24 protein-coding genes are annotated in these 21,686 nt (G+C 70.9%); 19 read left to right on the top strand and 5 right to left on the bottom strand.

What is annotated here, in order from left to right; genetic code table 11:
• Nucleotides 1–3: 3 nt before the first annotated feature.
• The 3 genes from nadA to nadC are packed head-to-tail and all read left to right on the top strand — an operon-like array spanning nt 4 to nt 3,463.
• Nucleotides 4–1,035, top strand: a complete 1,032-nt coding sequence (gene nadA / locus AC5Y4S_RS25540; protein ID WP_500035378.1) for a quinolinate synthase NadA — start codon at nt 4–6, stop codon at nt 1,033–1,035.
• Nucleotides 1,032–2,606 (top strand): L-aspartate oxidase, encoded by a 1,575-nt coding sequence (locus AC5Y4S_RS25535; RefSeq protein ID WP_500035366.1) that lies wholly within the window; start codon nt 1,032–1,034, stop codon nt 2,604–2,606. Before nadA ends, AC5Y4S_RS25535 begins: the two co-directional genes overlap by 4 nt.
• A gap of 2 nt (nt 2,607–2,608) precedes the next feature.
• Complete coding sequence (gene nadC / locus AC5Y4S_RS25530) at nt 2,609–3,463, top strand: carboxylating nicotinate-nucleotide diphosphorylase (RefSeq protein ID WP_500035377.1); 855 nt, start codon at nt 2,609–2,611, stop codon at nt 3,461–3,463.
• 29 nt (nt 3,464–3,492) lie between these two features.
• Here the strand turns inward: nadC and AC5Y4S_RS25525 are convergent, their stop codons facing one another.
• Entirely contained in the window at nt 3,493–4,308 is an 816-nt protein-coding gene (locus AC5Y4S_RS25525; RefSeq protein ID WP_500035376.1) for a helix-turn-helix transcriptional regulator, read from the bottom strand.
• Nucleotides 4,309–4,399: 91 nt separating this feature from the next.
• Here AC5Y4S_RS25525 and AC5Y4S_RS25520 point away from each other — a divergent pair, with 91 nt between their 5' ends.
• Nucleotides 4,400–4,813, top strand: a complete 414-nt coding sequence (locus AC5Y4S_RS25520; RefSeq protein ID WP_500035365.1) for an SRPBCC family protein — start codon at nt 4,400–4,402, stop codon at nt 4,811–4,813.
• Here the strand turns inward: AC5Y4S_RS25520 and AC5Y4S_RS25515 are convergent.
• Nucleotides 4,799–5,365 carry a TetR/AcrR family transcriptional regulator gene (locus tag AC5Y4S_RS25515; protein ID WP_500035364.1) on the bottom strand — a complete coding sequence of 189 codons (567 nt, stop codon included), beginning with the start codon at nt 5,363–5,365 and terminating at the stop codon, nt 4,799–4,801. The two genes, AC5Y4S_RS25520 and AC5Y4S_RS25515, sit on opposite strands and share 15 nt — an antisense overlap.
• A 40-nt stretch (nt 5,366–5,405) precedes the next feature.
• On the opposite strand from AC5Y4S_RS25515, the gene AC5Y4S_RS25510 reads away from it, so the two are divergent.
• Nucleotides 5,406–6,434, top strand: coding sequence for an alcohol dehydrogenase catalytic domain-containing protein (locus AC5Y4S_RS25510; RefSeq protein WP_500035363.1), 1,029 nt, complete (start codon nt 5,406–5,408; stop codon nt 6,432–6,434).
• A gap of 114 nt (nt 6,435–6,548) precedes the next feature.
• Here the strand turns inward: AC5Y4S_RS25510 and AC5Y4S_RS25505 are convergent, their stop codons facing one another.
• Complete coding sequence (locus AC5Y4S_RS25505) at nt 6,549–6,962, bottom strand: nitroreductase family deazaflavin-dependent oxidoreductase (RefSeq protein ID WP_500035362.1); 414 nt, start codon at nt 6,960–6,962, stop codon at nt 6,549–6,551.
• Between the two features lie 248 nt (nt 6,963–7,210).
• Here AC5Y4S_RS25505 and AC5Y4S_RS25500 point away from each other — a divergent pair, with 248 nt between their 5' ends.
• Genes AC5Y4S_RS25500 through hisI form a run of 9 tightly spaced genes read left to right on the top strand, consistent with a single transcriptional unit; the run spans nt 7,211 to nt 14,299 of the window.
• On the top strand, nt 7,211–7,825 hold the full coding sequence (locus tag AC5Y4S_RS25500; RefSeq protein ID WP_500035361.1) for a carboxymuconolactone decarboxylase family protein: 615 nt from the start codon (nt 7,211–7,213) through the stop codon (nt 7,823–7,825).
• Between the two features lie 59 nt (nt 7,826–7,884).
• The gene (gene hisD, locus AC5Y4S_RS25495; protein WP_500035360.1) at nt 7,885–9,243 is read left to right on the top strand and encodes a histidinol dehydrogenase; all 1,359 of its coding nucleotides are present in this window, start codon (nt 7,885–7,887) and stop codon (nt 9,241–9,243) included.
• Nucleotides 9,240–10,376, top strand: coding sequence for a histidinol-phosphate transaminase (locus AC5Y4S_RS25490; protein ID WP_500035359.1), 1,137 nt, complete (start codon nt 9,240–9,242; stop codon nt 10,374–10,376). Before hisD ends, AC5Y4S_RS25490 begins: the two co-directional genes overlap by 4 nt.
• Complete coding sequence (hisB, locus tag AC5Y4S_RS25485) at nt 10,373–10,990, top strand: imidazoleglycerol-phosphate dehydratase HisB (protein ID WP_500035358.1); 618 nt, start codon at nt 10,373–10,375, stop codon at nt 10,988–10,990. Before AC5Y4S_RS25490 ends, hisB begins: the two co-directional genes overlap by 4 nt.
• A complete protein-coding gene (gene hisH / locus AC5Y4S_RS25480; RefSeq protein WP_500035357.1) occupies nt 10,987–11,604 on the top strand; it encodes an imidazole glycerol phosphate synthase subunit HisH in 618 nt (205 codons plus the stop codon). The genes hisB and hisH overlap by 4 nt, the downstream gene beginning before the upstream one ends.
• Entirely contained in the window at nt 11,605–12,351 is a 747-nt protein-coding gene (priA, locus tag AC5Y4S_RS25475; protein ID WP_500035356.1) for a bifunctional 1-(5-phosphoribosyl)-5-((5-phosphoribosylamino)methylideneamino)imidazole-4-carboxamide isomerase/phosphoribosylanthranilate isomerase PriA, read from the top strand.
• A gap of 4 nt (nt 12,352–12,355) precedes the next feature.
• On the top strand, nt 12,356–13,168 hold the full coding sequence (locus tag AC5Y4S_RS25470; RefSeq protein WP_500035355.1) for an inositol monophosphatase family protein: 813 nt from the start codon (nt 12,356–12,358) through the stop codon (nt 13,166–13,168).
• A gap of 1 nt (nt 13,169) precedes the next feature.
• Nucleotides 13,170–13,955: an imidazole glycerol phosphate synthase subunit HisF gene (gene hisF, locus AC5Y4S_RS25465; protein ID WP_500035354.1), complete on the top strand. Its 786-nt coding sequence runs from the start codon at nt 13,170–13,172 to the stop codon at nt 13,953–13,955.
• On the top strand, nt 13,952–14,299 hold the full coding sequence (gene hisI / locus AC5Y4S_RS25460; protein ID WP_500035353.1) for a phosphoribosyl-AMP cyclohydrolase: 348 nt from the start codon (nt 13,952–13,954) through the stop codon (nt 14,297–14,299). The genes hisF and hisI overlap by 4 nt, the downstream gene beginning before the upstream one ends.
• Before the next feature lie 51 nt (nt 14,300–14,350).
• On the opposite strand, the gene AC5Y4S_RS25455 is transcribed toward hisI, so the two are convergent.
• Complete coding sequence (locus AC5Y4S_RS25455; RefSeq protein WP_500035352.1) at nt 14,351–15,874, bottom strand: serine/threonine-protein kinase; 1,524 nt, start codon at nt 15,872–15,874, stop codon at nt 14,351–14,353.
• A gap of 56 nt (nt 15,875–15,930) precedes the next feature.
• Between AC5Y4S_RS25455 and AC5Y4S_RS25450 the strand changes: the two genes are divergently transcribed.
• From AC5Y4S_RS25450 to AC5Y4S_RS25440, 3 genes are all read left to right on the top strand, one after another.
• Nucleotides 15,931–16,788, top strand: coding sequence for a helix-turn-helix domain-containing protein (locus tag AC5Y4S_RS25450; protein ID WP_500035351.1), 858 nt, complete (start codon nt 15,931–15,933; stop codon nt 16,786–16,788).
• Nucleotides 16,789–16,795: 7 nt separating this feature from the next.
• Entirely contained in the window at nt 16,796–17,620 is an 825-nt protein-coding gene (locus AC5Y4S_RS25445) for an SAM-dependent methyltransferase (RefSeq protein WP_500035350.1), read from the top strand.
• Between the two features lie 64 nt (nt 17,621–17,684).
• Nucleotides 17,685–18,788: a calcium:cation antiporter gene (locus AC5Y4S_RS25440; RefSeq protein ID WP_500035349.1), complete on the top strand. Its 1,104-nt coding sequence runs from the start codon at nt 17,685–17,687 to the stop codon at nt 18,786–18,788.
• An 82-nt stretch (nt 18,789–18,870) separates the two neighbouring features.
• Here AC5Y4S_RS25440 and AC5Y4S_RS25435 read toward each other — a convergent pair whose 3' ends face one another.
• Nucleotides 18,871–19,335, bottom strand: a complete 465-nt coding sequence (locus AC5Y4S_RS25435; protein ID WP_068177757.1) for a peroxiredoxin — start codon at nt 19,333–19,335, stop codon at nt 18,871–18,873.
• 112 nt (nt 19,336–19,447) lie between these two features.
• On the opposite strand from AC5Y4S_RS25435, the gene AC5Y4S_RS25430 reads away from it, so the two are divergent.
• A complete protein-coding gene (locus tag AC5Y4S_RS25430) occupies nt 19,448–20,986 on the top strand; it encodes an anthranilate synthase component I (RefSeq protein WP_500035348.1) in 1,539 nt (512 codons plus the stop codon).
• Nucleotides 20,979–21,638 (top strand): TIGR02234 family membrane protein, encoded by a 660-nt coding sequence (locus AC5Y4S_RS25425; protein WP_500035347.1) that lies wholly within the window; start codon nt 20,979–20,981, stop codon nt 21,636–21,638. Before AC5Y4S_RS25430 ends, AC5Y4S_RS25425 begins: the two co-directional genes overlap by 8 nt.
• Nucleotides 21,639–21,686 lie beyond the last annotated feature (48 nt).

Raw genomic sequence — 21,686 nt, 5'->3', positions numbered from 1 at the left:
GGCATGGACACCCTCGCGGACGACCTGAGTGCCCGCATCACCGACACCCCGACCGGCTACGCCGGCCTGGACGGCGACGAGCAGTGGGCCGCCGAGGTCCGCCGGCTGGCCACGCTGCGCGGCGCCACCCTGCTCGCGCACAACTACCAGCTGCCCGCCATCCAGGACGTGGCCGACCACGTGGGCGATTCCCTGGCGCTGTCGCGGATCGCCGCCGAGGCGCCCGAGGACACCATCGTGTTCTGCGGTGTGCACTTCATGGCCGAGACCGCCAAGATCCTCAGCCCGGACAAGACCGTGCTCATTCCCGACCAGCGGGCCGGCTGTTCGCTGGCCGATTCCATCACCCCCGACGAACTGCGCGCCTGGAAGGGCGAGCACCCCGGCGCCGTCGTCGTCTCCTACGTCAACACCACCGCCGCGGTGAAGGCGCTCACCGACATCTGCTGCACGTCGTCCAACGCGGTCGACGTCGTCGAGTCCATCGACCCCGACCGCGAGGTGCTGTTCTGCCCGGACCAATTCCTCGGCGCCCACGTTCGCCGGGTCACCGGCCGAAAAAACCTGCACGTGTGGGCCGGGGAATGCCACGTGCACGCCGGCATCAACGGCGACGAGCTCTCCGAGCAGGCGCGGGCAAACCCCGACGCCGAACTGTACGTGCATCCCGAATGTGGCTGTGCCACTTCGGCTTTGTACCTCGCCGGCGAAGGCGCCTTCCCGGCGGAGCGGGTGAAGATCCTGTCCACCGGCGGCATGCTCGACGCCGCCCACGAAACGAACGCCCGTAAGGTCCTGGTCGCCACCGAGGTCGGCATGTTGCACCAATTGCGCCGCGCCGCACCGCAAGTCGACTTCCGCGCCGTCAACGACCGGGCCTCTTGCAAGTACATGAAGATGATCACCCCGGCCGCGCTGCTGCGCTGCCTGGTCGAGGGGGCCGACGAAGTCCACGTAGACCCCGAGATCGCCGCGGCGGGCCGGCGCAGCGTGCAGCGAATGATCCAGATCGGGCAGCCGGGCGGCGGCGAATGATCGCCCGTCCGGATTGGATCCATTCCGCCGACGTCGTCGTAATCGGAACCGGCGTGGCGGGTTTGGCCGCCGCGCTGGCCGCCCATCGCGCCGGCCGCAGCGTCGTGGTGCTGTCCAAGGCGGACGATGCGCGCGGGGTGACCGCAACGCACTACGCGCAGGGCGGCATCGCGGTGGTGTTGCCGGGAAACGACGACTCGGTCGAGGCCCACGTCGCCGACACCCTGGCCGCCGGCGCCGGCCTGTGCGACCCCGACGCCGTCTGCTCGATCGTCGCCGACGGCTACCGCGCGGTGTCCGAATTGGTCGGTGACGGAGCGCGATTCGACGAGGCTGTGCCCGGCCGGTGGGACGTGACGCGCGAGGGCGGTCACTCGCGGCGGCGCATCGTGCACGCCGGCGGCGACGCCACCGGCGCCGAGGTCCAGCGGGCGCTCGACCACGCCGCGGCCACGCTCGACATCCGCACCGGCCACGTTGCCCTGCGGGTGCTGCACGACGGGGCCGCCGTAACCGGCGTGTGGGCGGGTAACCCGGACGGCTACGGCGTCATCAGCGCGCCCTCGGTGATCCTCGCGTCTGGCGGGCTTGGGCACCTGTACGGGGCGACCACCAACCCCGACGGCTCCACCGGCGACGGCATCGCGCTGGCGCTGTGGGCCGGCGTGCCGGTCAGCGATCTCGAGTTCATCCAGTTCCACCCGACGATGCTTTTCGGCACTGGCGGCGGGCGTCGCCCGCTGGTCACCGAGGCGATCCGCGGCGAGGGCGCGATCCTGCTTGACTCCCACGGCAATTCGGTTACCGTCGGCGTTCACCCGATGGGCGACCTGGCCCCCCGCGACGTCGTCGCGGCGGCCATCGACGCGCGGCTGCAGGAGACCGGCGACCCGTGCGTCTTCCTCGACGCGCGCGGCATCGCGGGCTTCGAGGCGCGGTTCCCGACCGTTACCGCCGCGTGCTGGGAGGCCGGGATCGACCCCGTCCGCCAACCGATTCCGGTCGTCCCCGGCGCGCACTACAGCTGCGGCGGCGTCGTCACCGACGTGCACGGGCAGACCGAGTTGCCCGGGCTGTTCGCCGCGGGCGAGGTGGCCCGCACCGGGATGCACGGCGCAAACCGCTTGGCGTCCAACAGCTTGCTCGAGGGGCTGGTGGTCGGCGGTCGCGCCGGCAGGGCGGCCGCCGCGCACGCCTCGGCGGCCGGGCGGACCCGCGCGCTCGCGCCCGAACTCGTCGCCCACACCGCCGCACCGCGCGGCGACCTGCACCGGGCCATGAGCCGCGACGCCTCGGTGGTGCGCGACGCCGCCGGGCTGAACCGGTTGTCCGACAAGCTGTCCGGGGCGCCCATCCGCGACATCACCGGCCGCCGCGATTTCGAGGACATCGCGTTGACGCTGGCCGCCCGGGCGGTGACCGCCGGCGCCCTGGCGCGCAACGAAAGCCGCGGGTGTCACCACCGCGCGGAGTACCCGGACGCGGCGCCCGAGCAAGCCCGCAGCAGCGTGCTCCGGCTGGCCGACGACCAGAACTCGGTGCTGGTGGAGGCGCTGGCGGCGGTGGGGTGACGATGCTGTCCGACGGCGAACTCGACACCGCCCGAGATCTGATCCGGCGCGCTCTGCAGGAGGATCTGCGCTACGGGCCCGACGTCACCACGCAGGCCACGGTCCCGGCCGGCGCGGTGACAACCGCCTCGATGGTGCCCCGCGCGCCGGGCGTGATCGCCGGGGTGGACGTCGCATTGCTCGTGCTCGACGAGGTGCTCGGCGCCGACGGCTATCAGGTGCTCGATCGCGTCGACGACGGCGCCCGGCTGCGGCCGGGCGAGCCGCTGCTGACGGTCCAGGCGCAGACTCGCGGCCTGTTGACGGCGGAGCGAACCGCGCTGAACCTCATCTGCCACCTGTCCGGAATCGCCACCGCCACCGCGGCCTGGGTCGACGCGGTGCACGGCACCAAGGCCAAGGTCCGCGACACCCGCAAGACCCTGCCCGGCCTGCGGGCCCTGCAGAAATACGCGGTTCGCGTCGGAGGTGGCGTCAATCACCGCCTTGGGCTCGGCGACGCCGCGCTGATCAAGGACAACCACGTCGCGGCCGCCGGATCGGTGGTCGAGGCGCTGCGCGCGGTGCGCGAAGCGGCCCCCGACCTGCCCTGCGAGGTCGAGGTGGATTCGCTCGAGCAGCTCGACGAGGTGCTGCCCGAAAAGCCCGAGCTGATCCTGCTGGACAACTTCCCGGTGTGGCAGACGCAGACGGCCGTACAGCGCCGCGATGCCCGGGCGCCCGCCGTGCTGCTCGAATCGTCCGGGGGACTGAGCCTGGAGAACGCGGCGACCTACGCCGCGACCGGCGTGGACTACCTGGCCGTCGGCGCGCTGACCCACTCGGTGCGCGTGCTCGACATCGGCCTGGACATGTAGGCCTTCCGCTCGCGTGTGTCGCCCGCAAGTTACACCGAAAGCCGTGAGCGCACATCCCGCTGCAGCTCGCGGCGCAGCGCCGCCGGGGTGTGCCCCAGCTGCTGGCGCACAACGCGGGTGAAGTGCGCCTGGTCGGCGAATCCGAGCTCAGCGGCGACGGTGGCCAGCGTCGACTCGTCGCGCTCGAGCCGGTCGAGCGCCCGGCTCAGCCGGACGCGGTTGCGGTATCGGGTGAGCGACACGCCCAGCTCGCGCGGGAACGCCCTACTCAACCGGTATGGCGACGTGCCCAGCAGTTCCGCGAGCGGAAAGAGACCCCGAGCCGCCGGGTCGTCGTCGTGGATGGCCGCGCGCGCTCGCCGCACAAGAAGTGCGTCGGCGGGACCCGGCCGATCCGCCAGCGGCGTGCGTCGGTCGGTTACCGCTCGCACCGCCATGGCTGTGAGCGCCACGACAGTCTCGGCGAGCTGGTAGTCGATATCGGCGGCGCCAAGCAACCGCCGGTGCGCGAGTTCCAGCCGAGCGTCGACGTAGAAGGTCGAGTGTCGCAGTCGACCGGGATCGCCGACCAGCCGCCGCCACGACGCCGCGCTCAGCCGCACCGAGGTGCACGCGTCCCCGCCGTGGGGGTGTGCGAATTGGTCTTCCTCGCCAGGCCCGCCGACGTAGCCGACCGTCGGATCGAGATTGACCGGCCCGTCTGAGCCTCGCCGCTGAAACCGGCCGGACCTGACCAAAACAAGCCGTCCGTCGATCGGGCGCTCGATCGCCGACCAGCTCGAGCCGTCGGGACGGCATGTCCAGGCCTGCAGGCTGAAGTGGGGCCGGGCGGCGAGGGTGACCATCGACAGCACGCCGCCAGGCTAGCGCCGCAGGGTGACAGCCGGCCGCAAGGATGTTCAAGACCGCGCGGCATCCGGACGCGAAGCTGGCTTCATGGCATCAATACGCACCGAGTTCCAAATCGACGTCGACGCCGACCGCGTTTGGCAAGTGATCGGGGACTGGGCCGACGGCCCGGTTGGCATGGCGCGCGGTTACGTGGTGTCGGCGCAGGCCGACGGCGACGTTCGCGTGGTGACGTTTGCGAACGGCAATGTCGCCCGGGAACGGCTCATCGCGCGAGACGAAGCCGCGCGCCGCATCGTCTACTCCCTCATCGGCGACACCGCGCGACCGGAACACGACAACACCGCGATGCAGATCGTGCCCGACGGCGCGCGCCGGTGCCGCTTCATCTGGACCAGGGATGTTCTGCCGGACGAGTTGGCGGTTCGGCTGCACGCCGCGATGGAGGACGCCGCCCAGGCGATCAAGGCCAGCCTCGAAGGCGAGCTAGCCGCGCAGTAGCGTGCGCGCGGCGGGCTTGGCCGCGTCGAGCGCGCCCGCGTCGCCGGAGGTCCGGGACAGGATCAGCGCCCCCTCGATCAACGAGATCACCGCCAGCCCAACCTGTTTCGCCTCCGCCGCACCCCACCCGTCGGAGCGCAGCCGCTCCTCGATGGCCGCGCACCATCCCCCGAAGGCGCGCGCCGACGCCTCGCGCACCAGCGGGCTCGCGTGCACGGACTCGGTGGCGATCGGTTCGATGGGGCAGCCGTCGCGCCGGTCGCCCGCCAAGCCCGCGGCCAGCAGGTCGATCCACCGATCGACGATGTCGGCCACCGGCCGGCCCGTCGCCAGGAACCGGCGCAGCAGTTGCTCGATGCCGGTTCCCTCCGTCTCGACGACCGCCGCCGCCAACTGTTGCTTGCCCTGCGGAAAGTGGTGGTACAGCGAACCCGGCTTGACGCCGGCCTCGTCGAGGATCTGGTTGAGCCCGGTCGCCGCGTAGCCCTGGCGGCGAAACAGGGTAGCGGCCTTGTCGATCAGCGCGGGGCGGCTGCGATCCGGTCTCGGCATGCTATTGACTTTACTTGAATAATCACTCAAGAATGCAGAGATGAGGCAGCTGACCTACGAAGAGACCAGGCGATACGCGTGGCGCGAGGTGCCCGAACCGCAGCTCGCCGCGCCCGAGCAGGCGCTGGTCCGGCCGCTGGCGGTGGCGTGTTGCGACCTCGACGTCGCGGTCTGCCAAGGCAGGCTGCCCTTACCGCCGGCGTACGCGGTCGGCCATGAGGGGTTGGCCGAGGTGGTGGCGGTCGGCGACGACGTCAAAGGCGTTCGGGTGGGCGACCGGGTGGTGGTGCCTTTCCAGATCAGCTGCGGGACGTGCCGCGAATGCCGTCGAGGCGTGACGGGTTCGTGCGGATCGGGGCCACTGATGGCGATGTATGGGATGGCGCCGATTGCCGGGCTGGACGGCGGCGGGTTCATGTCGGATCTGGTGCTGGTGCCCTACGCCGACGCGATGCTGATCCCGTTTCCCGACCCGGTCGACCCCGTCTCCATCGCGTCCCTGTCGGACAACATTCCCGACGGCTGGCGCACCGTCGGGCCGTTCGCCGACGAGCTGAGCGCGCTCGATCCGGCCGATCGTCGGGTCCTGGTGCTCGGGCGACTGTCGATCGGGTTGTATGCGGCCGCGTTCGGCGTGGCGCTCGGCGCTCACGTCGACTACGTCGACACCGACCCGCAGCGGCTGGCCGCCGCCGAGAAGCTCGGCGCGGCGGTCCACGACGTCGCCAAACCCGACAAGTCTTGGGGCTCCTACCCGGTCACCGTGCACACGACCGGCGACGCCGCGACGCTATCGGCGACCCTGCGCGCGACCTGGCCGGATGGCGTGTGCACCGACACGGGGATCTACCCCGAATACAAGGTCGAGATGCCGCTGCTGCCGATGTACACCCGCGGCGTGCGGTTCATCACCGGACGCGTCAGCGCGCGCACGGTCATTCCACGCGTGCTCGAACTGCTCGCCGGTGGCCTGGACCTGTCGCCGGCCGTCGACCGCGTTGTTGCCTGGGAAGACGCCCCGTCGGCCTGGCCGGCGATGACGGGTAAAACGGTCTTCACGCGGGCCTAGGGCGTCGAGTGTGAACCTATGGCTTTGCGTGCGAATGTAGGGCGGGAAAATCGCCGAAATCCCGCCGCCGGTGCACGCGGAAAGCCGTCAGTTCACCCGCGATGCCGCCAAGTGTCAGGCGATGTCGGCGACGAACACCCCGACCCGGCCCAGCTGCGCGCGAACCATCCGCGGCAGGCCCTCGCCGTCGGAACCGGCGGGCAGGATCCGCGGGTTGGTGATGTGCACCACGCGGTTGCGGCTGTACTCGACGTCGGCCTCGCCGGCGGCCAGCACGTTCTTGACCCAGTTCGTCTTGCCGTGGGCCAGCGCGATCGCCAGCAAGTTGCCCTTCCGGTACGGGGTGATGATGGTCTCGTACTGCTTGCCCGAGGTGCGGCCGCGGTGCTTGATGGTCGCGGTCCCGGGCAGAAAGCGCGCGATCGGCTTCACCGCCGGGTTGAAGTACTTGATCTGAAAGCGCTCGAACCAGACCGGGAACACCATCGGGACGCCGGGGGCGTTGTTCGGGTGATTCTTTGTGGACATGACGGCTCCTTGAGCAACTCTGCGGGCCCTGACCGGTCTTACCCGGCCTTTCACCGGCACTGTACCGGGCGGCACGCGAATGCCGCTTGCGTGATGACGGTTCGTCGTGGCCGCGTCGCAATAAGCCAAGCCGCACAAGGGATTTCGTTTTGCCGTCGGTGCGGTTGCGGGCGTACGGTTTGCCTATGACCAACGCGTGCGAGTCCCTGCCGAAAGTAGGCGCCATCCCGGCAAAGTACAGATGTCTCATGGCCATGGCCGCCGCGCGTCCCGACGGTGTCATGGCATTCGCCGCCGAAGCCCGCGCGGCCGGCGCCTCGGAAGCAGAGATCGCCGAGGCGGTCGAGATCCGACGATCCGTTGGCGCCGACGCCCCGCGGGCGCGGACACTGCCAAGTTACCTGATCCTGTGGGCGGCGGCCATGGTGGTCGGCGCGGCCTTGCTGATGCACACCGCCTCTCCGGTCCGGGCCGATGTGTGCGGCGACGTCGGCGGTGCCCCGGCCTCGGCGGGTGGCTGCATCCAGCCCGGCGCGCCCGCCGGGGAGACCCCGCCGCAGGCGGGCAGTCCCCAGCCGCCGTGGCTGTCGGTGATCGAGCGTCGCGATCCCCAGTTCGCCGACTCCTACCTGGCGATGCGTGAGCGCATCCTGAAGGACGGCGCGATCCCCGCCAAGTACAAGCTGCTCATCGGTATGGTCACGGATGCCATCGCTGCCCACGCCGATGGTGTCCGGATGCTGGCGGACAACGCCCGGGCGGCGGGCGCGACCGAACCCGAGGTCACCGAAGCGGTCGAGGTCGGATATCTGTACGGCGGCACCGCCGCACTGGTCATGGGAAGCAACGCGTTCGGCAGCTGAACGCCTATTCGCGCGGTCCCGAACCCCGAGAGCAAATGCGGTTGCTCCCATCGGGGACAATGGAGAACGTGACCCCCACCCAACCGTCGCCGATCGCCCGCATTGACCTGCGCGGCGCGCAGCTGACGGCCGCCCGGCTGCGGGCGGCGCTGCCGCGCGGCGGCGCCGACGTGGACAGCGTGCTGCCCACGGTGCGGCCCATCGTGGAGGCGGTCGCGGCGGGCGGGGCCGAGGCGGCGCTGGAATACGGCGCGTCCTTCGACGGGGTGCGGCCGCAAGCCGTCCGGGTGCCCGCCGCGGCGCTCGACCAGGCGCTGGCGGATCTGCACGTCGACGTAGCCGAGGCGCTGCGGGTGATGATCGAGCGCACCCGCGCCGTGCACGCCGACCAGCGCCGAGCCGACGTCACCACCACGCTCGGCCCCGGCGCGACCGTCACCGAGCGGTGGGTCCCCGTCGAGCGCGTCGGCCTGTACGTGCCCGGCGGCAACGCGGTGTACCCGTCCAGCGTGGTGATGAACGTGGTGCCGGCGCAGGCCGCCGGCGTCGGCTCGCTGGTGGTGGCCAGCCCGCCGCAGGCCGCGTCGCAAGGCCAGTTCCATGGCCTGCCGCACCCGACGATCCTGGCCGCCGCCCGGCTGCTCGGCGTCGACGAGGTGTGGGCCGTCGGCGGCGCCCAGGCCGTCGCCCTGCTGGCCTACGGCGGCACCGACACCGATGGTCGAGAGCTCGCGCCGGTCGACATGATCACCGGCCCCGGCAACATCTACGTCACCGCCGCCAAGCGGCTGTGCCGCTCCCGGGTCGGCATCGACGCCGAGGCTGGGCCGACCGAGATCGCCATCCTCGCCGACCACACCGCCGACCCCGCGCACGTGGCCGCCGATCTGATAAGCCAGGCCGAGCACGACGAGATGGCCGGCAGCGTGCTGGTGACGCCGAGTGAAAGCCTGGCCGCCGCCACCGACACCGAGCTGGCCGCTCAGCTCCAAACGACGGTGCACCGCGAACGGGTGACGGCCGCGCTAAGCGGCCCCCAATCCGCGATCATCCTGGTCGACGACCTGGACGCCGGCGTCGAGGTAGTCAACGCCTACGCCGCCGAACACCTGGAGATCCAGACGGCCGACGCGGCAGCGGTCGCGGGCCGGATCCGTTCGGCCGGAGCCATTTTCGTCGGCCCGTACGCCCCGGTGAGCCTCGGCGACTACTGCGCCGGGTCCAACCACGTGCTGCCCACCGGCGGCAGCGCCCGCCACTCCAGCGGCCTGTCGGTGCAGACGTTCCTGCGCGGCATCCACGTCGTCGACTACACCGAGGCGGCGCTGAAAGACGTCTCCGGACATGTGGTCGCGCTGGCCGAGGCCGAGGACCTGCCGTCGCACGGCGAGGCGGTCCGGCGGAGGTTCGAGCGATGACCGAACGCAAAAACCCCACACTCGACGACCTGCCGCTGCGCGACGACCTGCGCGGCAAATCGCCGTACGGGGCACCGCAATTGGCGGTTCCGGTGCGCCTGAACACCAACGAGAACCCGCACCCGCCCACCAAGGCGCTGGTCGACGACGTGGTGCGGTCGGTGCGCGAGGCCGCGGTCGACCTGCACCGCTATCCTGACCGCGACGCGGTGGCTCTGCGCCGCGACCTGGCCGCCTACCTCACCGCCCAGACCGGGACCCCGCTCGACGTCGAAAACCTCTGGGCCGCAAACGGTTCCAACGAGATCCTGCAGCAGCTGCTGCAGGCGTTCGGCGGGCCGGGGCGCAGCGCGATCGGGTTCGTCCCGTCCTACTCGATGCACCCGATCATCGCCGACGGCACCCGCACCGAGTGGCTCGAGGCGGCGCGCGCCGACGACTTCAGCCTCGACGTGGACGCCGCCGTCGCCGCCGTCGCCGAACGCCAACCCGATGTCGTCTTCGTCGCCAGCCCGAATAACCCGTCCGGGCAGAGCGTTTCGCGGGGCGACCTGCGGCGGCTGCTCGACTTGGTGCCGGGCATCCTGATCGTCGACGAGGCGTACGGCGAGTTCTCCTCGCAGCCCAGCGCGGTGGCGTTGGTCCAGGAATATCCGACCAAGCTGGTCGTCACCCGCACCATGAGCAAGGCGTTCGCGTTCGCCGGCGGCCGGCTCGGCTACCTGATCGCCACACCGGCGATGATCGACGCCATGCTGCTGGTGCGGCTGCCGTATCACCTGTCGTCGGTCACCCAGGCCGCGGCCCGCGCCGCGTTGCGGCACGCCGACGACACCCTGGGTAGCGTCGCCACCCTGATCGCCGAACGGGAACGCGTCACGACGGCGTTGAGCGGCATGGGATTTCGGGTCATCCCCAGCGATGCGAACTTCGTGCTGTTCGGGGAATTCGCCGACGCGCCGGCCACCTGGCAGCGCTACCTGGACGCCGGCGTACTGATCCGCGACGTCGGCATCCCCGGCTACCTGCGCGCCACGACGGGCCTGGCCGACGAGAACGACGCCTTCCTGCGGGCCAGCGCCCAGATCGCGGCCACCGAACTGGCCCCAGCCACCTCAGTAGGAGCCCCGTGACCACCGAAGCACGCCGCGCGCGAATCGAACGGCGCACCAAGGAATCCGACATCGTCGTCGAGCTCGACCTCGACGGTACGGGACAGGTCGATGTCGACACCGGGGTGCCGTTCTACGACCACATGCTCACGGCGCTGGGCAGCCACGCCAGCTTCGACCTGACCGTGCGCACCAAGGGTGACACCGAGATCGAGGGCCACCACACCATCGAGGACACCGCCATCGCGCTGGGCCAGGCTCTCGGGCAGGCCCTGGGCGACAAGAACGGCATCCGGCGCTTCGGGGACGCCTTCATCCCGATGGACGAGGCGCTGGCCCACGCCGCGGTCGACGTGTCCGGGCGTCCCTATTGCGTGCACACCGGCGAGCCGGATCACCTGCAGCACACCACGATCAGCGGCAGCTCGGTGCCGTATCACACCGTCGTCAACCGGCACGTGTTCGAAACGCTGGCCTCGAATGCCCGCATCGCGCTGCACGTGCGCGTCCTGTATGGCCGCGACCCGCACCACATCACCGAAGCCGAGTACAAGGCGGTGGCCCGCGCGCTGCGTCAGGCGGTCGAGCTCGATTCCCGGGTGTCGGGTGTGCCGTCCACCAAGGGTGTTCTGTGACGAAATCAATCGTGGTGCTCGACTACGGCTCGGGCAACCTGCGGTCGGCGCAACGCGCGCTGCAGCGGGTCGGCGCGTCGGTCGAGGTGACCGCCGACGCGGGCGCCGCGGCGGCCGCCGACGGGCTGGTGGTCCCCGGGGTCGGCGCCTTCGAGGCGTGCATGACGGGCCTGCGGAAGGTCGGGGGAGATCGCATCATCGCCGAGCGGGTGGCCGCCGGGCGCCCCGTGCTGGGCGTGTGTGTGGGCATGCAGATCCTGTTCGCCCGCGGGGTGGAATTCGGGGTCGAGACCAGGGGCTGCGGGCAGTGGCCGGGGGCCGTCACGCGGCTGGACGCCCCAGTGATCCCGCACATGGGCTGGAACGTGGTGAACGCCGTGCCCGGCAGCGTGCTGTTCAAGGGGCTGGACGCCGGCGCACGGTTCTACTTCGTGCACTCCTACGCCGCGCAGCGCTGGGAGGGTTCGGACGAGGCGTTGCTGACGTGGGCGACGCACCAGGTGCCGTTCCTGGCAGCGGTCGAGGAGGGGCCCCTCTCCGCCACCCAATTCCACCCGGAGAAGAGCGGCGACGCGGGCGCGGCCGTGCTGAGCAATTGGGTTGAGGGACTGTAAATGCCATTGATTCTGTTACCGGCCGTCGACGTGGTCGACGGGCGTGCCGTGCGCCTGGTGCAAGGCAAAGCTGGCAGCGAAACCGAGTACGGCTCGGCGCTGGACGCCGCGCTGGGCTGGCAGCGCGACGGCGCCGAGTGGATCCATCTGGTCGACCTGGACGCCGCGTTCGGCCGCGGCTCCAACCGTGAGCTGCTCGCCGAGGTGGTGGGCAAGCTCGACGTGAATGTGGAACTGTCCGGCGGCATCCGCGACGACGACTCGCTGGCCGCCGCGCTGGCCACCGGCTGCGCGCGGGTCAACCTCGGCACCGCCGCGCTGGAGAACCCGCAATGGTGCGCGCGGGCGATCGACGCGCACGGCGACAAGGTGGCCGTCGGGCTCGACGTGCAGGTCGACAAAGACAATCCAGCCGGCCAGCATCGGCTGCGCGGACGCGGCTGGGAGACCGACGGCGGTGACCTCTGGGAAGTGCTGGAACGCCTTGACGGCCAAGGGTGTTCGCGGTACGTCGTCACCGACGTCACCAAGGACGGAACCCTGGGCGGCCCCAACCTGGAGTTGCTGGGCGCGGTGGCCGACCGCACCGCGGCCCCGGTGATCGCGTCGGGCGGCGTGTCGAGCCTGGACGACCTGCGCGCCATCACCACGCTCACCGACCGCGGGGTAGAGGGCGCCATCGTGGGCAAGGCGCTGTACGCCGGGCGGTTCACCCTGCCGCAGGCCCTGGCCGCGGTGAGGGCGTAGCCGCATGGACCTCAACGCGATGGTGTCGCCGTTGGTCGACAAGGCGTCCGTCATCCTCGACGCCGCGGTGCCGCGCTTCCTGGAGGGCCACCGCGCCGATTCCGCGGTTGCCAAGAAGGGCAACGACTTCGCCACCGAGATCGACCTCGCGATCGAGCGGCAGGTCGTCACCGCGCTGCAGGCCACCACCGGGATCGGCGTGCACGGCGAGGAATTCGGCGGCACCGACGTGGACTCGCCGTGGGTGTGGGTGTTGGATCCCGTCGACGGCACGTTCAATTATGCGGCCGGGTCGCCGATGGCCGCGATCCTGCTGGCCCTGCTGCACGACGGCGAACCGGTCGCGGGCCTGACCTGGCTGCCGTTCATCGGTGAGCGCTACACCGCCATCGCGGGCGGCCCGCTGGTCAAAAACGGTGCGCCGCAACCGTCCCTGGAAACCACGCAGCTCGGCGACAGCCTCCTCGCGGTCGGAACGTTCAGCGCCGACTCGCGCGGCCGGTTCCCGGGGCGCTACCGGATTGCCCTGCTGGAGAACCTGAGCCGGGTCTCGTCGCGGCTGCGCATGCACGGCTCCACCGGCATCGACCTCGTCTACGTCGCCGACGGAATACTCGGCGCCGCAATCAGTTTCGGCGGACACGTGTGGGACCACGCCGCCGGGGTGGCGCAGGTGAGGTCCGCGGGCGGCATCGTCACCGACCTGGCCGGCAAACCGTGGACGCCGAAGTCGGACTCGGTGCTGGCCGCGGCGCCCGGGGCGCACGGCGAGGTCCTCGAGATCCTGCGCGCCGTCGGCGATCCGGAGGACTACTGAGATGTACGCGGGTACCGGCCTTGCCGTGCGCGTGATCCCGTGCCTGGACGTCGACGCCGGGCGGGTGGTCAAGGGCGTCAACTTCGAAAACCTTCGCGACGCCGGCGATCCGGTCGAGCTGGCCGCGGCCTACGACGCCGAAGGCGCCGACGAGTTGACCTTCCTGGACGTGACGGCGTCGTCGTCGGGCCGGGCGACCATGCTCGACGTGGTGCGCCGCACCGCCGAGCAGGTGTTCATCCCGCTCACGGTCGGCGGCGGGGTGCGCACCGTGGCCGACGTCGACACCCTGTTGCGCGCGGGCGCCGACAAGGTCTCGGTCAACACCGCCGCGATCGCGCGGCCCGACCTGCTCGCCGAAATGGCAACCCAATTCGGCTCCCAGTGCATCGTGTTGTCCGTCGACGCCCGCACGGTGCCCGCCGGATCGGCGCCGACCCCGTCGGGCTGGGAGGTCACCACCCACGGGGGGCGCCGGGGCACCGGCATCGACGCCGTCGAATGGGCGGCCCGCGGCGCCGAACTCGGGGTGGGGGAGATCCTGCTCAACTCGATGGACGCCGACGGCACCAAGGCGGGGTTCGACCTGCCGATGCTGCGCGCCGTCCGCGCGGCCGTCACGGTGCCGGTGATCGCAAGCGGCGGCGCGGGGGCGGTGGAACACTTCGCGCCCGCGGTCGCCGCCGGGGCCGATGCGGTATTGGCGGCCAGCGTCTTTCACTTCCGCGAGCTGACCATCGGGCAGGTGAAGGCCGCCATGGCGGCAGAACGGATCACGGTCCGATGACGCTCGACCCGGACATCGCCGCGCGGCTGAAGCGCAACGCCGAAGGGCTCGTCACCGCCGTCGTACAGGAGCGCGGCAGCGGCGACGTGCTCATGGTCGCCTGGATGGACGACGACGCGCTGGCCCGGACCCTGGAAACCCGTGAGGCCACCTACTATTCGCGATCCCGCGGCGAACAGTGGATCAAGGGGGCCACCTCGGGCCACACCCAGCACGTCCACTCGGTGCGCCTGGACTGCGACGGCGACACCGTGCTGCTGACCGTCGACCAGGTCGGCGCCGCCTGCCACACCGGCGATCACAGTTGCTTCGACGCCGACCAGCTGCTGGGGCCTGAAGCCTAGTGGCGATCGCAAGCGCGGCGTAGCCGGGCGCTGCGGGTCGCCACCATCGGCTCAGCTCGGCGCGACGTCCAAACCGGTGGCCGCGGCGATCGCGGCGCGCGCCCATTCGTGGCGGAACACGGCCGGCGCGATGCGATCACGGCGGATCATCTCCAAGTCGATGGCCTTTCCGGTGAGCGCCGCATTGGGCACCCGGAAGGAAAACGCGGTTTCGCCGGTGGCCACCGCCAGGATGGCGTCGCTATCGGTGAAATGGTTTGCGACCATGACGTTTTCGGCCCACTTGAACGGCTTGAGGCCGCCGAAGCTCGGGACGTACACCACCCACAGCCGGGTGCCGCGCCCGTTGTACAGGTTGGTGAGCGCCCGGTTCACCGCGTCGTGCTCGAGCGGGCCCAGCACGCCCGACTGATCGGTGATCTGGCCGGAGAGTTGGATCGGCGCCGGGGTTGTAGCGGCGTTGCCGGGCGGCGACGGCGCGGCCGACGCCGACGACGCGGCGGGGTTGTGCCGGTGGCTTCGGGTGCCCAGGGCGCGGACCCCGAAGTAGGCGCCGACGGCGACCACCGCGATTGCGACGAGCGCGGCGATCGCCACGACCGGGCCGCGCCCGCCTCCCTTGGGCGCGGGCGGCGGCGCGCTCTTCGGCTTCGGGATCACCGCGGTCGGCGCTGGAATGACCGTGGTCGGCCCGGCGGTCACTTCTGACGCGGTGGTGCCGACCTGGCTGCCCAGCGCCGCGGCGAAGTCGGCGCACGTCGGGTAGCGGTCCTCGGGTTTCTTCGCCAGGGCCTTGGCGATGGCGCCGTCGAGGTCGGCCAGCTCGGGCCGGCGCTCGCTGATGTTCGGCGGCGGCGCGGACAGGTGCTGGGTGATGACCACCGCCGGGTTGGAGTGGCGAAACGGGGCGGACCCGGCCAGCAGGTCGAACGCGGTGCAGCCCAGCGCGTATTGGTCTGCCCGGCCGTCCACGTCGAGGCCCTGCAGCTGCTCGGGCGCGCAGTACGCGGTGGTGCCCACCAACATGTTGGTCGCGGTCAGGCCGCTGATGTCACCCAGCTCGCGGGCAATCCCGAAGTCGGCGAGCAGGACTCGCCGTCGCGGGCTTGCATCGGTCAGCAGGATGTTGGCCGGCTTGACGTCGCGATGCAGCAGCCCGCGTGAATGGGCGTAATCGAGCGCGTCGGCGACGGCCGAAATGATCTCGACCACATCGGCTTTCGGCATTCCGGACGGGTATTGGGTTCGCAGCAGCTTCGCCGCGTCGGTTCCCTCCACGTAGTCCATCGAGATCCACAGCTGCCCGTCGTATTCCCCGCGGTCGTGGATGCCGACGATGTGCTCGTTGTACAGGCTCGCCGCCAGGTCGGCCTCGCGGTTGAAGCGCTGCCGAAACTCGTCGTTCGCGGTCAGCTCGCTGGGCAGGATCTTCAGCGCGTCGCGGCGCGGCAGCCGCGGGTGCTGTGCCAGATACACCTGGCCCATGCCGCCGGTCCCCAGACGCCGAATGATCGTGTACCCGGCGAAAACCTGCCCCTCGGTCAGGCCTGCGCTGCGGGCACCGCTTTCTGGCATGTGAGCATGGTACTGAGCCAGCGGACACGCAAAGCCGTAATCGCAAGGAGCTGCCCATGGTGTCGGCCCGACCCGCGCTGTATCGGCCCGCGCAGCCCCTGGCCGAGCACGTCGAGTTCTTCGGTCATTGGCGACACCGCGGGCCCACCTACCGAAGCCGGGCGCTGCCCCGCGGCGCGGTGACCATCGTCTTCGACGTCGGGCGGCGACAGCGCCTGGACTTCTACGCCGCCGACGGCCGCACCCGTTTGACGGTTCCGCCCGCGGTCGTGACCGGACCGCACCGCGCGGCGTACATCACCGACATCGCGGCCGACGAGCCCGCCATGGCCATTCACTTCCGGCCCGGGGGCGCATTTCCGTTTCTCGGGGTCCCGCTCGGCGACCTGCAGGACGTCGCCGTGGGCCTCGACGACATCTGGGGGCGCGGCGGCAGCGAGCTGCATGAGCGGTTGATCGCCGCCCCGTCGGCCGCCGCCCGGTTCGGCATCCTCGAAGAGTTCTTGCTGTCGCGGGCCCGGTTCTCCGTGCGCCGCGACCCCGGCGTCGCCGCCGCGCTGGAGGCCGTCGAGGCCGACCCCTCGGTCCGGATGGCGGAACTGCGCCGCCTCACGGGGGTGTCGACCAAGCGGATGATCGCGCTGTTCCGGGCCGAGGTCGGGCTGGCGCCGAAGGCCTACGCGCGGGTGCGTCGCCTGCAGGCGGCGCTCCGCCAGCTCGGGGCGGGCACGGCGGGCGGTGCGCGCGTCGCCGCGGACACCGGCTATTTCGATCAGGCGCACTTCGTTCGCGAGTTCCGCGCGTTCACTGCGATGACGCCGACGCAATACGGTCGGCAACCGCTCGTGCTGCCCAGCCACGTCCCGGTCGAGGGGCACAAAAATCCAATACCGTCCACGCCGGCGGCGTCATGATCGGGGCATGGACAACACCAGAGAAGCGGTAGCGGCCACCGGATTGCTCGCGGCGGCGGTGCGCGCCGAGGAAGCCGGGCGTGACGAGCCGCTCTTCACCGACCCGTTCGCCGAACGGCTGGCCGGCGACGACGGCCGACGGCTGCTGGCCGACGCGGTCGCGGCGACCGGACAGTCGCCGGCGGAGATCGCCATTCGCACCCGCTTTTTCGACGAGGCGCTGCTCGATGCCCAGCGCGACGGCGCGTCACAGGTGGTGATCCTGGCCGCCGGCATGGACGCCCGCGCGTACCGCCTTCAGTGGCGGCCGGGCACGACGGTCTACGAGGTGGACCAGCCGCAGGTGATCGCGACCAAGGACGAGCGACTGGCCGGCGCGACGCCTCGGTGCCGCCGGGTGGCGGTCGGCATCGACCTGTCCGACGATTGGCCGGAAGCGCTTGTCCGCCAAGGGTATTCGTCGTCGGCGAAGACGGCGTGGCTGGTCGAGGGCTTGCTGCAGTACATCGAGGCGGAGGCCGTCGACACCCTGTTCGCGCGCATCGACGCGCTGTCGGCCGCGGGGGATGTGCTGCTCTACAACGTGATCGGCCAGACCCTGCTGGACGCGCCGTTCCTGCAGTCGACGCAGGAATTCATGCGCCGCCTCGGCGCGCCCTGGGTCTTCGGCACCGACGCGCCGGGCGCCCTCGTCGAGGGCCGCGGCTGGACGGCCGTCGTCACCGACGTGGCCGAACCCGGCAGTCGGTGGCACCGCTGGGAGCACCCCGTCGTCCCGATGGACGTGCCCGGCGTTCCGCGCGGCTACTTCGTGGTGGCGACCAAGGCGTGAACCCGGCCTGACCCGGGCGCACCCGTCGGGCGCCGGCGCGTGTCATCGGCGAGAATGGCGGGCGATGCGCAAACGGCTGTCCTGGGCCTCCTGGACCACAGCGGTGCCGGTGATTGCCGTCCTCGTGCTGACCGCCACCTGGGGCGAACACCTCGGGCCGGTCCTGATCGCGCTGCAGGCCGTGCTGTTGATCGGCGCCGTGCTGGCGGCCGTCCAGCACGCCGAGGTGGTCGCGGCCCGGGTCGGCGAGCCGTTCGGGTCGTTGGTGCTCGCGGGCGCGGTGACGGTCATCGAGGTGGCCCTCATCGTCGAGTTGATGGCGTCGGGCGGCAACGAGGCGGCCACGCTCGCCCGGGACACCGCGTTCGCTGCGTTCATGATCACCACCAACGGGATCGCGGGTTTGTCGCTGTCGTGGGGTTCCCGGCGTTACGGCGTGACGTTGTTCAACGCCGAGGGCAGCGGGGCCGCCTTGGCCACGCTGACGACATTGGCGACGCTGAGCCTCGCGCTGCCCGCGTTCACCATCAGCCATCCCGGCAAGGAGTTCTCGCCGGGCCAGCTCATCTTCACGGCGGTCATCTCGCTCCTGCTCTACCTGCTGTTCGTGTTCACCCAGACCGTTCGGCATCGCGACTTCTTCCTGCCGGTCGCGCAGAAGGGCCAGAAGCGGCTGTTCGAGGAGGACGAGAACCACGCCGACCCGCCGAGCGCTCGTGCGGCGCTGGTCAGCGTGGTGTTGCTGCTCGTCGCGCTGGTGGCGGTGGTGGGCCTGGCCGAACAGGAGTCGCCGGCCGTCGAGCGCCTGGTGACGGCGGCCGGGTTCCCCCAGTCGTTCGTCGGCGTGGTGATCGCGATGCTGGTGCTGCTGCCCGAGACGCTCGCGGCGGTGCGCGCGGCCCGGCGCGGGCGCATCCAGACCAGCCTCAATCTCGCCTACGGCTCCGCGATGGCCAGCATCGGGCTCACGATCCCCGCCATCGCGCTGGCGAGCATCTGGCTGAAGGGGCCGCTGGTGCTCGGCCTGGCGCCCACTCAGTTGGTGCTGCTGGCCCTGACCGTGGTGATCAGCATGCTGACCGTGGTGCCCGGCCGGGCCACCCGGCTGCAGGGCGAGGTGCACCTCGTGTTGCTCGCCGCCTACGTGTTTTTGGCGATCATCCCCTGATCAAGGACCGCGAGAAGACACAAAATCGCCCAAAACGACACGATTTAGGGCGATTTTGCGTCTGTTCGCGAGGAGGGCGGTGCTACGCCGAAGACCTTGCCCGCAGCGTCTCCAGCGCCTTGTCGGCGTGGGTGTCCATGCTGAATTCGCTGGCGATCACGTCGAGCACCGTGCGGTCGGTGTCGATGACGAACGTCGTGCGCTTGACCGGCATCAGCTTGCCGAGCAGGCCGCGCTTGACGCCGAACTGCGCGGCGACGGTGCCCTCGGTGTCCGACAGCAGCGGGTAGTCGAACTTGCGCAGGTCGGCGAACTTGGCCTGCTTCTCGACGGGGTCAGCGCTGATGCCGACCCGGTTGGCGCCGACCGCGGCGAATTCGGAAGCCAGGTCGCGGAAGTGACAGGCCTCCTTGGTGCAGCCGGGCGTCATCGCGGCGGGGTAGAAGAACAGCACCACGGGGCCGTCGGCAAGCAGGGCGCTCAGCTTGCGCGGCGTTCCCGTCTGGTCGGGGAGCTCGAAGTCGGCCACGGTGTCACCAGGTTTCATGGGCGTCACGCTACGCGCGCCGCGAGCGTAACGGCAGTGCGAAAAGCGGGCCCTGAAAGCGCAGCCACGTTACGCTCGCGGGCCGCCGACCCACGTCTGGGAAGATGGGTCGGTGCACGCCCACCTCGCCTCCGGCACCTCACGGGAGGAGTTCCGCCACCTCGCCGCGGAGCACCGTGTGGTCCCGGTGACCCGCAAGGTCTTGGCCGACAGCGAAACCCCGCTGTCGGCCTACCGCAAGCTCGCCGACAATCGGCCCGGCACGTTCCTGCTGGAGTCCGCGGAAAACGGGCGATCCTGGTCGCGGTGGTCCTTCATCGGCGCCGGGGCGCCGTCGGCGCTGACCGTGCGCGACGGCGAAGCGGTGTGGCTGGGCGCGGTGCCGCAGGACGCGCCGACGGGCGGCGACCCGCTACGGGCGCTGCGCGCCACCCTCGAGCTGCTGGCCACCGCCGCCATGCCCGGGCTGCCGCCGCTGTCGGGCGGCATGGTCGGCTTTTTCGCCTACGACCTGGTGCGACGGCTGGAACGCCTGCCCGAACTGGCCGTCGACGACCTGCAGCTGCCCGACATGTTGCTGCTGCTGGCCACCGACCTGGCGGCCGTGGACCACCACGAGGGCACCATCACGCTGATCGCCAACGCCGTGAACTGGAACGGCACCGACGAGCGCGTCGACGAGGCCTACGACGACGCGGTGGCGCGCCTGGACGTGATGACCGCCGCGCTGGGCCAGCCGCTGCCGTCGACCGTCGCCACGTTCGCGCGGCCCGAGCCCAAGCACCGCTCGCAGCGCAGCGTCGAGGAATACGGCAAGATCGTCGACTACCTCGTCGAGCAGATCGCGGCGGGCGAGGCGTTCCAGGTGGTGCCCTCGCAGCGCTTCGAGATGGACACCGACGTCGATCCCATCGACGTGTACCGGATGCTGCGGGCCACCAACCCGAGCCCCTACATGTACCTGGTGCACGTGCCCAACAGCGCTGGGACAACGGACTTTTCGATCGTCGGGTCCAGCCCGGAGGCGCTGGTCACCGTCGCCGACGGCTGGGCCACCACGCACCCGATTGCCGGGACTCGCTGGCGCGGGGACACCGACGAAGAGGATCAGCTGCTGGAAAAGGAACTGCTGGCCGACGACAAGGAACGCGCCGAGCACCTGATGCTCGTCGACCTGGGCCGCAACGACCTCGGCCGGGTCTGCACCCCCGGCACCGTCCGCGTCGACGACTACAGCCACATCGAGCGCTACAGCCACGTCATGCACCTGGTGTCGACGGTGACCGGGATGCTCGGCGATGGCCGCACCGCGCTGGACGCGGTGACGGCCTGCTTCCCGGCCGGCACGCTCTCGGGCGCGCCCAAGGTGCGGGCGATGGAGCTCATCGAGGAGGTGGAGAAGACCCGCCGCGGCCTCTACGGCGGCGTGGTCGGTTACCTCGACTTCGCCGGTAACGCCGACTTCGCGATCGCCATCCGCACCGCGCTGATGCGCAACGGCACCGCCTACGTTCAGGCCGGCGGCGGGGTGGTGGCCGATTCCAACGGGCCCTACGAGTACACCGAGGCCTCCAACAAGGCGCGGGCGGTGCTCAACGCGATCGCGGCCGCCGAGACGCTGACGGCGCCGCCGCCGGGCCGCGATGGCTGATTCCCGCCGGGCCCGGCTCACGATCGTCGTCGCCCAACTGCTGCTGGTGGTGGCCGCGGGCGCGCTGTGGGTGGCGTCGCGGCTGCCGTGGGTGGTGATCCGCTCGTTCGACGGGCTCGGCCCCCCGAAGCAGGTGACGTTGTCGGGTGGCTCCTGGTCGACGGCGCTGCTGCCGTTGGCGCTGCTGATGTTGGCCACCGCCGTCGCGGCGCTCGCGGTGCGGGGCTGGCCGCTGCGGATCCTGGCTGTGCTGCTGGCCGCGGCCAGCCTGGCGGTCGGCTATCTGGGGATCAGCCTGTGGGCGCTTCCGGAGGTGGCCGCGCGGGGCGCCGAACTGGCGCATGTCCCGCTGATGTTCCTGGTCGGAAGCGAACGGCGGTACGTCGGCGCCGGGGTCGCGGTGGCCGCCGCCGTGTGCACGCTGATCGCGGCCGTCTTGTTGATGCGGTCCGGTGGGCTGCCGCGCGAGCGCGCAACGAAATACGCGGCGCCCGCGACCCGCCGTTCGAATGCGCTACGCGAAACCGATCGCGGGGCGATGCTGGAGGGGCAGCAGCAGCCGGAGATGTCGGAACGGATGATTTGGGATGCGCTTGACGAGGGACACGACCCGACCGATCGGGCCGGTGGGTCAGACAGCGAGGGTCGGTGATGAGCCGTGAGGCGACGGTCGCTACCCTTCATTGACGTCATCGAAATC

It is taken from the genome of Mycobacterium sp. NGS64, from assembly GCF_059812245.1.
This window is presented reverse-complemented; position numbering and strand designations above follow the sequence as displayed.

What these genes read in the sequence shown, in the direction of transcription:
- nadA (WP_500035378.1), top strand. Translation starts at nt 4, where the DNA reads ATGGACACCCTCGCGGACGACCTGAGTGCCCGCATCACCGACACCCCG.
- AC5Y4S_RS25535 (WP_500035366.1), top strand. Translation starts at nt 1,032, where the DNA reads ATGATCGCCCGTCCGGATTGGATCCATTCCGCCGACGTCGTCGTAATC.
- nadC (WP_500035377.1), top strand. Translation starts at nt 2,609, where the DNA reads ATGCTGTCCGACGGCGAACTCGACACCGCCCGAGATCTGATCCGGCGC.
- AC5Y4S_RS25525 (WP_500035376.1), bottom strand. Translation starts at nt 4,308, where the DNA reads ATGGTCACCCTCGCCGCCCGGCCCCACTTCAGCCTGCAGGCCTGGACA.
- AC5Y4S_RS25520 (WP_500035365.1), top strand. Translation starts at nt 4,400, where the DNA reads ATGGCATCAATACGCACCGAGTTCCAAATCGACGTCGACGCCGACCGC.
- AC5Y4S_RS25515 (WP_500035364.1), bottom strand. Translation starts at nt 5,365, where the DNA reads ATGCCGAGACCGGATCGCAGCCGCCCCGCGCTGATCGACAAGGCCGCT.
- AC5Y4S_RS25510 (WP_500035363.1), top strand. Translation starts at nt 5,406, where the DNA reads ATGAGGCAGCTGACCTACGAAGAGACCAGGCGATACGCGTGGCGCGAG.
- AC5Y4S_RS25505 (WP_500035362.1), bottom strand. Translation starts at nt 6,962, where the DNA reads ATGTCCACAAAGAATCACCCGAACAACGCCCCCGGCGTCCCGATGGTG.
- AC5Y4S_RS25500 (WP_500035361.1), top strand. Translation starts at nt 7,211, where the DNA reads ATGGCCATGGCCGCCGCGCGTCCCGACGGTGTCATGGCATTCGCCGCC.
- hisD (WP_500035360.1), top strand. Translation starts at nt 7,885, where the DNA reads ATGGAGAACGTGACCCCCACCCAACCGTCGCCGATCGCCCGCATTGAC.
- AC5Y4S_RS25490 (WP_500035359.1), top strand. Translation starts at nt 9,240, where the DNA reads ATGACCGAACGCAAAAACCCCACACTCGACGACCTGCCGCTGCGCGAC.
- priA (WP_500035356.1), top strand. Translation starts at nt 11,605, where the DNA reads ATGCCATTGATTCTGTTACCGGCCGTCGACGTGGTCGACGGGCGTGCC.
- AC5Y4S_RS25470 (WP_500035355.1), top strand. Translation starts at nt 12,356, where the DNA reads ATGGACCTCAACGCGATGGTGTCGCCGTTGGTCGACAAGGCGTCCGTC.
- hisF (WP_500035354.1), top strand. Translation starts at nt 13,170, where the DNA reads ATGTACGCGGGTACCGGCCTTGCCGTGCGCGTGATCCCGTGCCTGGAC.
- hisI (WP_500035353.1), top strand. Translation starts at nt 13,952, where the DNA reads ATGACGCTCGACCCGGACATCGCCGCGCGGCTGAAGCGCAACGCCGAA.
- AC5Y4S_RS25455 (WP_500035352.1), bottom strand. Translation starts at nt 15,874, where the DNA reads ATGCCAGAAAGCGGTGCCCGCAGCGCAGGCCTGACCGAGGGGCAGGTT.
- AC5Y4S_RS25450 (WP_500035351.1), top strand. Translation starts at nt 15,931, where the DNA reads ATGGTGTCGGCCCGACCCGCGCTGTATCGGCCCGCGCAGCCCCTGGCC.
- AC5Y4S_RS25445 (WP_500035350.1), top strand. Translation starts at nt 16,796, where the DNA reads ATGGACAACACCAGAGAAGCGGTAGCGGCCACCGGATTGCTCGCGGCG.
- AC5Y4S_RS25440 (WP_500035349.1), top strand. Translation starts at nt 17,685, where the DNA reads ATGCGCAAACGGCTGTCCTGGGCCTCCTGGACCACAGCGGTGCCGGTG.
- AC5Y4S_RS25435 (WP_068177757.1), bottom strand. Translation starts at nt 19,335, where the DNA reads ATGAAACCTGGTGACACCGTGGCCGACTTCGAGCTCCCCGACCAGACG.
- AC5Y4S_RS25425 (WP_500035347.1), top strand. Translation starts at nt 20,979, where the DNA reads ATGGCTGATTCCCGCCGGGCCCGGCTCACGATCGTCGTCGCCCAACTG.